15 protein-coding genes are annotated in these 12,334 nt (G+C 31.3%); 13 read left to right on the forward strand and 2 right to left on the reverse strand.

Annotation, left to right across the window (positions count from 1 at the left end; genetic code table 11):
• The first annotated feature begins 8 nt into the window (after positions 1 to 8).
• From ABDZ69_RS05535 to ABDZ69_RS05585, 11 genes are all read left to right on the forward strand, one after another.
• Positions 9 to 851 (forward strand): polysaccharide deacetylase family protein, encoded by an 843-nt coding sequence (locus ABDZ69_RS05535; protein WP_343767493.1) that lies wholly within the window; start codon positions 9 to 11, stop codon positions 849 to 851.
• Positions 852 to 875: 24 nt separating this feature from the next.
• Positions 876 to 1,025 carry a His/Gly/Thr/Pro-type tRNA ligase C-terminal domain-containing protein gene (locus ABDZ69_RS05540; RefSeq protein ID WP_425544643.1) on the forward strand — a complete coding sequence of 50 codons (150 nt, stop codon included), beginning with the start codon at positions 876 to 878 and terminating at the stop codon, positions 1,023 to 1,025.
• A 379-nt stretch (positions 1,026 to 1,404) separates the two neighbouring features.
• The gene (locus ABDZ69_RS05545; protein ID WP_343767495.1) at positions 1,405 to 1,866 is read left to right on the forward strand and encodes a hypothetical protein; all 462 of its coding nucleotides are present in this window, start codon (positions 1,405 to 1,407) and stop codon (positions 1,864 to 1,866) included.
• A 68-nt stretch (positions 1,867 to 1,934) separates the two neighbouring features.
• Positions 1,935 to 2,339, forward strand: coding sequence for an HsmA family protein (locus tag ABDZ69_RS05550; protein ID WP_343767498.1), 405 nt, complete (start codon positions 1,935 to 1,937; stop codon positions 2,337 to 2,339).
• Positions 2,340 to 2,546: 207 nt separating this feature from the next.
• The gene (locus ABDZ69_RS05555; RefSeq protein WP_343767501.1) at positions 2,547 to 3,065 is read left to right on the forward strand and encodes a sigma-70 family RNA polymerase sigma factor; all 519 of its coding nucleotides are present in this window, start codon (positions 2,547 to 2,549) and stop codon (positions 3,063 to 3,065) included.
• Positions 3,052 to 4,425 carry a DUF4179 domain-containing protein gene (locus tag ABDZ69_RS05560; RefSeq protein ID WP_343767503.1) on the forward strand — a complete coding sequence of 458 codons (1,374 nt, stop codon included), beginning with the start codon at positions 3,052 to 3,054 and terminating at the stop codon, positions 4,423 to 4,425. Before ABDZ69_RS05555 ends, ABDZ69_RS05560 begins: the two co-directional genes overlap by 14 nt.
• Before the next feature lie 36 nt (positions 4,426 to 4,461).
• Complete coding sequence (locus tag ABDZ69_RS05565; protein WP_343767505.1) at positions 4,462 to 4,716, forward strand: DUF1653 domain-containing protein; 255 nt, start codon at positions 4,462 to 4,464, stop codon at positions 4,714 to 4,716.
• A 17-nt stretch (positions 4,717 to 4,733) separates the two neighbouring features.
• Positions 4,734 to 6,632 carry a GTP-binding protein gene (locus tag ABDZ69_RS05570; protein ID WP_343767508.1) on the forward strand — a complete coding sequence of 633 codons (1,899 nt, stop codon included), beginning with the start codon at positions 4,734 to 4,736 and terminating at the stop codon, positions 6,630 to 6,632.
• 302 nt (positions 6,633 to 6,934) lie between these two features.
• Positions 6,935 to 8,128 carry an MFS transporter gene (locus ABDZ69_RS05575; RefSeq protein WP_343767511.1) on the forward strand — a complete coding sequence of 398 codons (1,194 nt, stop codon included), beginning with the start codon at positions 6,935 to 6,937 and terminating at the stop codon, positions 8,126 to 8,128.
• Positions 8,129 to 8,275: 147 nt separating this feature from the next.
• Positions 8,276 to 8,812 carry a sigma-70 family RNA polymerase sigma factor gene (locus ABDZ69_RS05580; RefSeq protein ID WP_343767513.1) on the forward strand — a complete coding sequence of 179 codons (537 nt, stop codon included), beginning with the start codon at positions 8,276 to 8,278 and terminating at the stop codon, positions 8,810 to 8,812.
• A complete protein-coding gene (locus tag ABDZ69_RS05585; RefSeq protein ID WP_343767516.1) occupies positions 8,805 to 9,512 on the forward strand; it encodes a hypothetical protein in 708 nt (235 codons plus the stop codon). Before ABDZ69_RS05580 ends, ABDZ69_RS05585 begins: the two co-directional genes overlap by 8 nt.
• A gap of 111 nt (positions 9,513 to 9,623) precedes the next feature.
• Here the strand turns inward: ABDZ69_RS05585 and ABDZ69_RS05590 are convergent, their stop codons facing one another.
• Complete coding sequence (locus ABDZ69_RS05590; RefSeq protein WP_343767518.1) at positions 9,624 to 9,818, reverse strand: hypothetical protein; 195 nt, start codon at positions 9,816 to 9,818, stop codon at positions 9,624 to 9,626.
• A 189-nt stretch (positions 9,819 to 10,007) separates the two neighbouring features.
• Between ABDZ69_RS05590 and ABDZ69_RS05595 the strand changes: the two genes are divergently transcribed.
• The gene (locus ABDZ69_RS05595) at positions 10,008 to 10,637 is read left to right on the forward strand and encodes a hypothetical protein (protein WP_343767520.1); all 630 of its coding nucleotides are present in this window, start codon (positions 10,008 to 10,010) and stop codon (positions 10,635 to 10,637) included.
• Positions 10,638 to 10,676: 39 nt separating this feature from the next.
• Here the strand turns inward: ABDZ69_RS05595 and ABDZ69_RS05600 are convergent, their stop codons facing one another.
• On the reverse strand, positions 10,677 to 10,880 hold the full coding sequence (locus ABDZ69_RS05600; RefSeq protein ID WP_343767523.1) for a DUF6774 domain-containing protein: 204 nt from the start codon (positions 10,878 to 10,880) through the stop codon (positions 10,677 to 10,679).
• Between the two features lie 186 nt (positions 10,881 to 11,066).
• Between ABDZ69_RS05600 and ABDZ69_RS05605 the strand changes: the two genes are divergently transcribed.
• Complete coding sequence (locus tag ABDZ69_RS05605; RefSeq protein WP_343767526.1) at positions 11,067 to 12,320, forward strand: 4Fe-4S dicluster domain-containing protein; 1,254 nt, start codon at positions 11,067 to 11,069, stop codon at positions 12,318 to 12,320.
• The last annotated feature ends 14 nt before the right edge of the window (positions 12,321 to 12,334 follow it).

The raw sequence follows: 12,334 nt of genomic DNA on the forward strand, positions 1-12,334 counted from the left end.
GCTTTGTAGTGAAGGGGATAAATAAGGGTATAGCTCTATTAACAATAATTTTAGTAATCTTCATGTATCCGAGTACTTATATTTTTATGAATAGACATATAAGCAGTATAAAGAGTACTTTTAAAATTCTTACAGCAAAAGAATCTAAACAGAAAGAACTTTCTACTAAAGCTAATACTACTAGTAAAAGAGATACAAAGATAGTATTCATCTTTGATAGTGGGTATGAGTGTGTGTATGAAAAGGCCTATCCTATATTTAAAAAATATAATATGAAAGGAAATGTGGGAGTAATACCTTCCCTGACAACAGAAAAAGAATATATGGATGTTACAAAACTGACAACTCTATACCTTGAAGGATGGGACATAATTAACCAGTCATTTCCTTATGAATATGACTGGTATGATAATTCAACCAGAGTGTTAGAGGATATACAGAAAACAAAAAAGTGGATGGATAACAAATTTTTCACCCGTTCAAGCGATTCTGTAATTATGACCTATGGTGAAGTAAACCCATACCTTATAAAGCTTTTAAAAGAGAAAGGGTATAAGAGCCTTCGAACTTCAGACAATATTATTGATTTGAGCAAGTATCAAATTGAATACACGCCAATAAAGTCTATGGACCTGACTAAAAATCCTGATATAAATACTATAGAAAAATTTATAGCTGATGCACATAAAGCAAAAGCAACTATAGTTTTTATATTGAACAAAATCGATGAAACTAATGGCCATGAGGAGAAAGTTTTTAACCAATCCACACTCCTCAAGCTGCTTGAGTATATATATTTGAATAAAAATGAGCTTGAAGTAATACCCTATTCTTACTTATTCACCGAGTAGGCTTGTATCTCTAGGTGATGATAAATTAAGTCGCTTCAAGAAAAAGGCTTTGGGGTAACAATATATTTTGAAGATGATTCATTAAAGAAAAAAATGAGCTATGCTAGTAAACTAAGAGTAGAATATGTAATATTAATAGGTGAAGATGAGGTATTACGAGAAAAAGATAATTGAAGAAATTAAAAAGGTAAGCAACCTTCTTAAAAAACCAATAAAAGCAGTAAGAATATATAAAAATCTTACTGCTTTTATTGTTACATTTTTTATTGACAATTTCACATTTCATAACTATAATCTATGCACCTTAAGAAATAGTATTAAATGATTAACTAATTATCTAATTTGTAATTAGATAAGGGTTGCTATTATGAATTTAAAAACATTAAAAGGAATTTTATTATACAATTGAGAACGTATTCCAAAGAATTTTTTATGACAGAAATTACATAGATTATTAACAAAGAATCATTATAAATTATATTGACACTTTATTTATAAGAGAGTAAAATAGTTTGCATAGAAACCATTTATTTATTGATAAGGATGTGAAATCATGAAAGTATTAGAAAAAATTACGATTAAAGCGAATAAAAGAACACTTTTTATACTGGGAGGAGCTTTATGGAGTTTTTCTGGAGGCAGGATATTAACTCTTGGTTATAGAGACTTATTTAAAAATGTAAAAAATCCAATTGGTTTTTTGATTATTTCTTCGATTGTATTCTTTGTTTTTTATAAGTTTGTATTTAGCAAAATGGTAGACAAGCATAAGAAGAGAGTTATTAATAGTGATTTAGTTAAACACTGTATTTTTTCATTCTTTGATTTAAAAGGATATTTAATTATGGCATTTATGATAACAGGGGGAATATCTTTAAAAAATTCTGGCATAGTAAATCCCGTATATCTTGGAAGTTTTTACTTAGGTTTAGGGCTCGCATTATTTATTTCAGGGATATTATTTTTAGTATCTGGAGTGAACTTTAAGAAAGTAAAGCTACAATACACAAAATAAAGTGGCAATTATGAAGGTTGAGGAAGCATTAAAAAGACTTAGAAATAGAACAAAGGATGGAGATAAAAATGGATAGAAAATTATTACTTGCAATTATTACAATTACTTTTGCACTTATATTTTATACCGTAGGTGTATGGGCTGAAAGAAAGTCAAATACATTAAAAAAGTGGCATGTTATAATCTTTTGGTTAGGACTTATATGTGACACTACTGGTACCTTGATTATGGAGATAATATCAAGAACTGGTAATTTATCAATTACTACAACTCAGTCAGTTATTCATGGGACAACAGGGGCTTTAGCTATTATATTAATGATACTTCACGCTACTTGGGCAACTTGGGTACTTTATAAAAATAATGAGCAACAGAAGAGAACCTTCCATAAGTTTAGTATAGCAGTATGGATAATTTGGTTAATACCATATTTCATTGGAATGATTATAGGAATGATGACAGGAGTAAATTAATATATTAATTTAATTTATATTGTTCTTAAAATACGAAAAAGCAGTAAATAATAAAAGTTTTACTGCTTTTATTTTTGGTATTAAAAGTAATGACCTCCGAGGCAATGGAAAAAATATCTTTATTTCTGAAACTAAATGTCTTACTATTAAGTCTAATGAGTAAAGTAAGGAAAATCGCTAACTTTATTTAGGGGGAGGGGATAATTTGTGTGTGATGAGGATTTAATTAAAGCTGCTAAAAGGGGAGATGATGAAGCTTTCTATAAACTTATATCTGCCCATAAAGATAAATTATATAATATTGCCTATTGTTATTTAAAAAATGAGCAGGATGCTTTAGAAGCCATTCAAGAGGTAACCTGTAGAGCCTATGTGACACTAAATAGGCTAAAGGAACCAAAATATTTTACCACATGGCTCACAAGGATAATTATAAATTACTGTATCGATGAACAAAAAAGGAAGAATAGAGTAGTTTTTATCCATGAAGAAAGCGCTACGCATTGTAATAATATTTATGAGGATAACCTGGTGCTTCAAAGTGCTATAGAAGAATTAGAGCCTAAGTATAAAAAGGTTATAATTTTAAAATACTTTCAGGACATGACCTTAGCTGCCATTGCAAAGGTGATGGATTGTCCAGAAGGCACAATAAAGACTTGGAATTATAGGGCTTTAAAGCAGCTAAGAGAATTATTAGATAAAGGAGGGAATGGCAGTGTTTGAAAGGGAAGAGAAGGAGCTAATGGAGCTAGGAGAGAAGATCAATAATACTACTAAACCAGACTCCATAGATGAATATATAAAAAAGGGTATAGAGGAAGGTCAGATGAAAAAGAAAAGGATGAGAGCAAAAAAACTTGCTAATATAGTAGCTTTTGTAACTTTAATTACCTCTATCCGTGTTTCCCCTGCCATTGCGGTAGTTTTAAGTAAGGTGCCGGGTCTTGAGTATATTGTTAATTTAATAAACTATGACAAAGGAATTAAAGATATTGTAGATAATAATTTTGTTCAGCCTATAAATCTATCTGAGGAACATGAAGATTTAGTGTTCAGTATAAAGGATATTATCATAGATAGCTCAAAGTGCATAGTGTTTTACTCCATTGAAAATAAGGGAAATCATAGATTTGTAAACTTAAATGAGATGAAGTTTACAGATGAACTTGGTGAAGGATTAAAAGCTGCCATAACTTGGGGTTCATTTATTGATAAAGATATGAATATTGAAAAAAAACTTGAAGGAAAAGTGGAGCTAAATTTTGGCGAAGAAACCATAATACCAGATAAGCTTTTCATAGCTGTAACCTTAAGAGAAAGTGATGAAGGCAATGATTCAAGGGATAAACAAAAGATATTATCCTCTATATGGAAATTTGAAATTCCCGTAGATAAGGAAAAATTTGAAGAAATGCATAAGGTTTATGATATAAATGAAAAGTTTGAAATTGAGGGGCAAAAAATATCTTTTAAAACCTTAACTATTACCCCTACTAGAATTGCTTTAGAAGTGGAATACGATAAAAATAATAGTAAAAAAATATTAGGCTTTGACGATCTTGCCATTTTAAATGAGAAGGGTGAGGAATGGGCTAGAATAAGTAATGGAGTAATTGGAAGTAGCAAAGATGATTACAATGAAACCCTATATTTTCAGAGCAACTATTTTGCAAATCCAAAGGAACTTCATATAAAGGGAAGTAGTATAAGGGCAGTGGATAAGGATAAATTAGAAGTTATTGTAGATATGGATAAAAATGAGCTCATAAAAGCGCCAGATCATAGATTAACTCTCAAATCCATAAGTAAGGGTAATGAAGAAATTACCTTAGAATTTTCATTAATAACAGATAAGATTATGGATGAAAAACATGCTTATAATGTATTCAGCCATGAATTTAAGGATGGTAGTGGTAAAGTCTACAATAATAAGAGTAGTGGTACCCATGCTGGTGAATCTAATGAACAAGGTATTTTATACCATATTTCTAGTGAAATTAAATATAAAAATCCTATTTATTTAAAAGTATATAATTATCCAGAAAGAATTAAGGGAGAGTTTGATATTAAAGTGAAAAATTGATATTATAAAGTGAAATTAAAATACGGAGGAGTTAAAATGGAGAGAGATTTACAGGATTATAAAGGAAAAATATTTAGACATTTTAAAGGCGATTTATATTTATTATTAGATATTGCTATTCATTCAGAGACAAGAGAAGAATTGGTTATATATAAAGCACTTTACGGTTCCTGCGGAGTTTTTGCAAGACCATACCATATGTTTAATGAAGAGGTTCCAGCGGAAAAGGAAAATCCTACTGGTCAAAAATATAGATTTGAATCTGTGGAAATAGAAAGCTTGAAGAAGTAAAGGAAAGGACAATTTATATGTCAGAGAGGTTAAATATAAAAAACATAGGAATATTAGCACATGTTGATGCAGGAAAAACTACTTTAACAGAACAAATTTTATATAAAAGTGGAGTTATAAGAGAGCCTGGAAGTGTAGATAAAGGAACAGCCCATACGGACAATTTAGAAGTTGAACAGCAAAGGGGTATTTCTGTTAAGGCTTCAGAAGCAAATTTTTGCTGGAAAGATGTAGAGGTAAATATAATCGATACTCCTGGTCATGTAGATTTTTCTGCAGAAGTGGAAAGAGTGCTCAGTGTTTTAGATGGTGCTATCCTTGTAATTTCTGCGGTGGAGGGAGTTCAACCTCAAACAGAGGTTTACTTTAAAGCTTTAAAAACCATGAAAATACCTACTATAATTTTTATAAATAAAATTGATAGGATAGGATCTGATGTGAGAAGGGTACTAGGAGAGATTAAAAAACTCCTAACTGAATTTCCATTATTTTTAGAAGAGGAGAATCTCACAGAAGCTTTAGCAGAAAAAGATGAATTCCTTTTGGAAAAGTATTTAGAAGGAGAAGAAATAAGTTCTGAATTACTGGAAGAAAGGCTAGCTTTATTAATCAAAGAATGTAGTATTTATCCAGTAATCTCTGGAGCTGTCATAAAAGGAATTGGGGTTACAGAGGTTTTAGATTTATTAGTAAAGTTTATACCATCTTTAGAAGACTACAAGGAGGATGAGCTTTCTGCTATAGTTTTTAAAGTTAAACGTAACAAAAACTTAGGAAAGTTAGCCTACCTTCGCCTATATGGAGGGGAAATTCAAAGTAGGGATTCCGTTCATAATTATACTAAAGATGCAGATGAAAAGATAACACAAATTAAGAAACTTAGGGGACAAAAGGAAGTAGATTTTGGAGAAGTTAAGGCAGGAGAGATTGCTTGTGTTTCAGGATTATCAAAGGCAAGCATAGGAGATATTCTGGGAAATCCAGAAAGAATACCTGTAGTTCCAAGCATAGCCAAGCCCCTCTTAACTCTTCAAGTATTTCCTAAATTTAAGGAAGACTATATAAAGTTAGTGGAAGCTTTTCAGGAATTAGAGGAAGAAGACCCACTGCTTAATGTCCAATGGATAAAAGAAAAAAATGAACTACACCTTCAAATCATGGGAATGATACAACTAGAGATATTAGAGAGCATATTAAGGAGTAGATTTGCAATAGAAGTTGCCTTTGGAAAACCATCTATAATATATAAGGAAACTCCAAAGGCGTGGACCCTAGGCTTCGAAGCTTATACCATGCCTAAACCTTGCTGGGCTGTAGTAAAGTTTGAAATAGAACCACTTAAAGCTGGAGGGGGCTTAATATATGAATCTAAGGTAAGAACTGAAGACATAAAACTTAGATATCAAAGGGAAGTAGAAACCCAGCTTCCTATAGCCCTTAAACAAGGACTTTATGGTTGGGAAGTTGTGGATTTAAAGGTTACCCTAATAGCAGGTGAGGATCATGTAATGCATAGTAACCCAGGGGACTTTCTTATAGCAACAACCTTAGGAATAATGAATGGGTTAGCTAGTGTAGGAACCACATTATTAGAACCTATAATTAAGTTTAGAATCTCCGTTCCAGAAGAAGTTGGAGGGAAAGTTTTAAATGACATTATACAGATGAGGGGAACCTTTGATAGCCCTATGATTATAAATGGAAGCTTCACTGTTGAAGGAGAAATGCCCATTGCTACTTCAATAGATTACCCTGTAAGATTGGGAGTTATCTCTAGCGGAAAAGGGGTAATGACTACTAAGTTTTCAGGTTATAGTCCAGTGCCAATTGAACTTGGAGCAACGAGAGAAAGAACTGGAGTTAACCCATTAGATAGAGCAAAATATATATTATATGCAAGAAATGCCATTGGTTAAAAATAGTAGTAATTTTTTCGTAACTCCTCTCATAAGATTAACTATATTTAATTAAGAGGGGTGTTTATAAAATGGGTGACAAAGGTAAAAGTAAAAGCAGTTCAACTAAAAATAGTGACAAGAAAAAAGATACAAACAAAAACAAGGACAAAAATTCTAAGAAAAAATAATTAAAATGGAGAAACCGTATTAAAGAAATTTAATGCGGTTTTTATTTTTAAGTTATAAAGAAATTTATGGACTATTTCTAGACATCTAGTAAAATATAATAAAGATATGAAATATTTAATGGGGGAAGACATATGGGGATTAATAGAAAAAAATCGTTCCTAATAGTATTTATTTTTGGGGTTGCCTATTTTTTTACATATTTTCATAGACTATCACTGGCAGTAATATCAAATAATTTAATATCAGATTTAAAGATAACTATAGCAGGTTTAGGGATTTTAGGATCAGCCTATTTTTATCCCTATGCCATAATGCAGATTCCTTGTGGTTATATTACTGATAAATATGGTACAAGGAAGATTGTAGCTTTATCTTTAATAATTACAGCTATTGGTTCAATTCTATTTTCATACTCTGTAAATTTATGGATTGCTTTTGCTTCTAGAATATTGATAGGGCTAGGAGTTGCGTGCATTTATGTGCCTGCTTTAAATACCTTTTATGAATTATTCGGAAAAGAAAAATTTAGCTTCTATACGGGAATTTTATTATCCATAGGTATTTTAGGGGCCCTAGCTTCTTCTAAACCTTTATTGTTAGTTACAAACCTAATAGGATGGAGAAATATTTTTTTCATGTCGGGAATCATTTCAGCTATTGTAGCACTGGCAGCTTGGTTCATTTTAGTAGATAAAAAGAAAGAGAAAAATGATACGCAGTCAATAAAAGAATCCTTTGAATTTTCATCAGGATTAAAATCCCTAGCTTTATGGTTTTGTATTTATTCAGGTATTCAACTTTCATTTCAATCTCTCTGGGCAGCGCCATTTTTAAATAGTGTCTTTGGTTTTGGCAGCGAAACTATAGGAAACATGTTGATGTTTTTTAGTATTGGAATCGCTTTAGGAAATAATCTCTCTGGATTAATAATTAAAAAAATAGGTACAATTAAAACGCTGTTTTTTTGCGCTTTGTCCTTTTCTTTCTGCTGGCTTGTATTAGCTATGTTGCCAAAAGAAAGTAATGTGATTTCTATAACCTTATTTCTTATTTTAACGGGAGCTATTATAGGAGGACATCTTACAAGTTTATATTCCTCTGTTAGAGAAGTAGCAGGTGAGGGTAAAAGCGGGATAGCACTTGGAATTGTAAACTTTGCAGGTTTTATGGGTGGAGCGATATTTACTCAATTTACAGGGAATATAATTGGTGGACTAGCTCACTTAGGTGAAGTGAAAGTGTATAGACTGCTTTATTTATGTTATTTTATAATATCACTTTTATTAGTGATTTTGCTCCTAAGAAAACTACAGAGAGATATATAGATAGCATAAATTTAAATTTAGTAGGGACTGAAAATAGGGAGAATGAAACTTAGGCTTCATTCTCCCTTTAAAAATTTTCGTGTAAAACAATTTTAGTAAAGCCAAAATCCTTTCTTCTACGTCTAATAAATAGAAAGGGGGATAAATGTGAATAAGAATTTTAATTTAGACAAACTTGTTAAGAAAGCTCAAAAGGGAGATGATGAAGCTTACATACAGCTATTTACTAAGTATGAAGAGGAAATTTATCGTATGGCATACATTTATGTAAAAAATGAAGAGGATGCCTTAGATGTGGTTCAAGAAACAGCATATCGATCTTTTAAATCAATAGGTAGCTTAAAGAAAAGTGAGTATTTTAAAACCTGGCTTATAAAAATTGCAATATCTTGTTCTATAGATATTTTAAGAAAAAATAAAAAGGTAATTTATCTAGAAGATGTTGTAACGGAAGAAATAGAAGATGAAAATAATTCGATATTGTGCAGCGAATCCTTGATAGATATAATTAAATCTCTCCAAACAGATGAAAAAACCGTAGTTATTTTGAAGTATTATCACGATTATACATTTACAATGATTTCAGAGACATTGAACATGCCTTTAGGAACGGTAAAAACTATCCTATACAGAGCATTGAAAAAGATGCGCATGGAAAGAGAGGAGGATATAATCTATGGATAATAATATAAAAAATGAAGTGGGTAAAATAAACATACCTAGTAGCATAAGAAGTAAAAGTTTAGAGGGGATAAAAATAGCTAAAAAAGAACTAGAAAATAAAAAAGGAAAAAATAAAGGAATGGTAAAAAGAAAAGGTACCTTTGTTGCTGCCGTAATAGCAATTATATTAATTACTGGAGTAGGGGGAAGTTATACAGCATTAGGGAAAAAAATTGGCGGATACTTTAAAGATATAACCAATTGGAAGGGTGCAGTAACGGGGATAGAATATAAGGATGCGACAGATGAAATAAAAATTAAAGGAGAATGGGCAAATATTGATTCAAGGAATAATATGATAAAGCTAGAAGTAGAGTTATTAAAAAATGATGAAATTTCTTATAAACTAACTGGAGCAATGACTTTAGGAAAATATAAAATAATAACTAGCTCTGGTAGGACAATAAAAGAAAGTGAGATTATCGTAAAAGCTGAAAAAGAAGAAAAATTCACTTTTGAGATAGAGGATAGTCATAAGTTATTATCTAAATCAAAAGATGATAGTAAAAGTAATATTTACGAAGGAAAATTAATAATAGACTACAGTTTAATTAAATCAGAAGAATATATTACTGTAGTTATAGAGTCCTTATACAGTCATGCAAAGGGAGAGGCACCCTTAGAAATAAAGGGTGAGTGGAAAGTTCTGCTTAAGCTATAATTTAATTAAAGCTTACTTTTATTAAATGAACCGTACTAAATTTAACTAGTACGGTTCATTTATATAGGTATATAGTTTTTGGAAATGAACATAGTGAAAAAACGTAATTGCTTATTGCTTATTGTTGCTTATAGATTGTAAACTTTGCTCTTGAGCGGCTATAGTTAACATGAGACTGCCTATGGCTACGATAAGATTTCCAAGCACGTTTATTTCATCGGGAGTTTTGCCTTCGCTTAATGATATTGAAACTAAGGATGCTATGGCAACTAATTCTTTAGAACTTATATTATCTAAACAATCCACAATATACACTCCTTTTAGGTGCTTACTATATTAGATGCATTTATGTGATGAGTTGTTAATAAATATTATTAATCAAAGGAAATTGGGGCCAAATATTTTGAAGTACTTTCTCAGTATTTCCTTTTATTATTCATAATACTAAGTTCATATGAATATAATGTATGGTAAAAATTTCTAAGGGGATAGGACATGATAAAATTAGAGCACATTAACATTGTTGTATTTTGGGGTGCAGTTTGGGGGATAGTAGAGACTATGATAGGTCACTTAATACATTTGATATCCTTTGACATTGGCAGGCATATATGGTTTCCACTAGCTTTTTACTTTCTATATAAGGTTTATACCCAAACTAAAAGGAAAGAAGCTGTGCTATACGTAGCTTTTATAGTTTCAGGAATTAAACTGATGAATTTATTCATGGAGACAAGTCTAGATAGGGCTTTGAATCCTATAGCCACTATTATATCTGAAGCTTTGGCTATGATTGTGATATGTAAAATATTAGAGAAGGCAGAAAATGACTTTAATCTCTTTGGAATTTTAGCTGTAAACTGTATATGGAGAATAATTTACACTACTTATTTACTCCTTATGCCTGTAAGTTATATATTTTCATCCCATTTAAGAGACATAGGGCCTTCTGTTAAATTCTTTTTCATTGACAATTTAGCCAGTACTTTAGTAGCATTTATTAGCTTAGTTATAGTGAAAAAGCTATGTGAGAATAAAGAGGAAAAAAATCTAAATATACCTCCAACGCCAATAGTTTCTTTCTCTATATTAGTTTTAGCATTTATAATAAAGTGGTTCATATAATGGTTAAAGGTAAACCGTACTAAGGTTAGTTAGTACGGTTTATTCATTATTGTTATCATTATTATTTTGAGCTTCTAGGTATTCCCTTTGAGCCGCTATAAGGGAAAGTGAATCGCCTACTGTTGAAAAAAGTTGCCCTAATACTTCTAAATCGTCAGGATCTAAGTCATCAGCTATGATTATAGAAGAAATGGTGGCTAAGACTAATAATTCCTCAGGACATATATTTTTAAAAGTACCCATAAATTACCCCTCTTTAAATTCTTAATATATTAAATGCTGTATAAGTAAAAAATGTTAACAATCTTAAAAAAATACCAGTTTTAAATATGGCTGTTTGTTTTTGTATAAAACAAAGAAATAAGGAAAAACTTTACATAAGGTAAGCATATAGTTGTATTAATGGAGAGAAAAAATAGGAGTGATTAAATGTCTCATATAGTTGGTAAAGAAGCATATAAAAGCTTAGAAGAAAGATTAAATAAATTTCCCCAAGGAGCACCCCCTTCAAAGACCCTTTATAAAATACTTCAAGTACTCTTTAGTGAAAGAGAGGCTGCATTGGTTGCTCAATTGCCTATAAGGCCTTTTACGGCTAAAAAAGCTAGCAAGGTGTGGAATATGGACGAAATTTCTGCAAGGAAAGTGTTAGATGAACTTGCAAGTAGAGCAATACTCTTAGATGTAGATAATAATGGAACTAAAGAATACGTACTACCTCCACCTATGGCTGGTTTCTTTGAGTTTTCATTGATGAGAGTTAGAGGAGATATTAATCAAAAGGTACTGGGGGAATTGTTTTATCAATATCTAAATGAAGAAGAAGATTTCGTAAAAGAATTATTCTTTAGTACAGAAACAAGGCTTGGGCGAGTTTTTGTTCAAGAGAAGGTATTGACTAAAGACAATGAAATTCATATTTTAGACTTTGAAAGAGCTAGCCATATAATTAAAACCTCAACCCACATAGGAATTAGTACTTGTTATTGCAGGCATAAAATGGAGCATGTAGGGAAAGCCTGTAATGCCCCTATGGATATATGTATGACCTTTAACGGAGTGGCAGATTCTTTAATTAGGCATGGTCATGCAAGAAGAGTAGATGCTTCAGAGTGTCTTGAACTTTTGCATGAAGCTTATGAAAACAACTTAGTTCAATGTGGAGAAAACGTAAAAAAGGGTGTAACCTTTATATGTAATTGTTGTGGATGCTGCTGTGAAGCACTTGTGGCAGCGCGTAAATTTGGTATGTTAAATCCAGTGAACACCACCAGTTATATTCCTAGAGTTTTAAATGATAGCTGTGTTAATTGCGGTAAATGTGTAAAGGCTTGTCCTATCGAGGGGATTGAGAGGCTTCCAAAAGGAGTTAAAGTAAATGAAGATATATGTTTAGGTTGTGGGGTTTGCGTTAGAAGTTGTGCTTTTAATAGTATTTTATTGGAAAGGCGAAAGGAAAAAATTATTACTCCAGTGAATTCAGTACATAGGGTTGTAATGATGGCAATAGAAAAGGGAATGCTTCAAAATTTAATTTTTGATAACAACGCATTGAGCAGTCATAGAGCAATGGCAGCAGTTTTATCTTCTGTATTAAAATTACCCCCAATAAAAAGAGCTATGGCAAGTAAGCAGATGAAATCTATTTATTTAGAAAGAATAATAGAAAAACTAGGAATGTAGAGAAATATTCCATT

Source organism: Clostridium malenominatum, assembly GCF_039521365.1.
Classification (GTDB): Bacteria; Bacillota; Clostridia; order Clostridiales; family Clostridiaceae; genus Clostridium_AW; species Clostridium_AW malenominatum.

Excerpts from the sequence above, each read along its gene's own strand:
- ABDZ69_RS05545 (WP_343767495.1), top strand. The coding sequence starts at position 1,405 with ATGAAAGTATTAGAAAAAATTACGATTAAAGCGAATAAAAGAACACTT.
- ABDZ69_RS05550 (WP_343767498.1), top strand. The coding sequence starts at position 1,935 with ATGGATAGAAAATTATTACTTGCAATTATTACAATTACTTTTGCACTT.
- ABDZ69_RS05560 (WP_343767503.1), top strand. The coding sequence starts at position 3,052 with ATGGCAGTGTTTGAAAGGGAAGAGAAGGAGCTAATGGAGCTAGGAGAG.
- ABDZ69_RS05565 (WP_343767505.1), top strand. The coding sequence starts at position 4,462 with ATGGAGAGAGATTTACAGGATTATAAAGGAAAAATATTTAGACATTTT.
- ABDZ69_RS05570 (WP_343767508.1), top strand. The coding sequence starts at position 4,734 with ATGTCAGAGAGGTTAAATATAAAAAACATAGGAATATTAGCACATGTT.
- ABDZ69_RS05575 (WP_343767511.1), top strand. The coding sequence starts at position 6,935 with ATGGGGATTAATAGAAAAAAATCGTTCCTAATAGTATTTATTTTTGGG.
- ABDZ69_RS05585 (WP_343767516.1), top strand. The coding sequence starts at position 8,805 with ATGGATAATAATATAAAAAATGAAGTGGGTAAAATAAACATACCTAGT.
- ABDZ69_RS05595 (WP_343767520.1), top strand. The coding sequence starts at position 10,008 with ATGATAAAATTAGAGCACATTAACATTGTTGTATTTTGGGGTGCAGTT.
- ABDZ69_RS05600 (WP_343767523.1), bottom strand. The coding sequence starts at position 10,880 with ATGGGTACTTTTAAAAATATATGTCCTGAGGAATTATTAGTCTTAGCC.
- ABDZ69_RS05605 (WP_343767526.1), top strand. The coding sequence starts at position 11,067 with ATGTCTCATATAGTTGGTAAAGAAGCATATAAAAGCTTAGAAGAAAGA.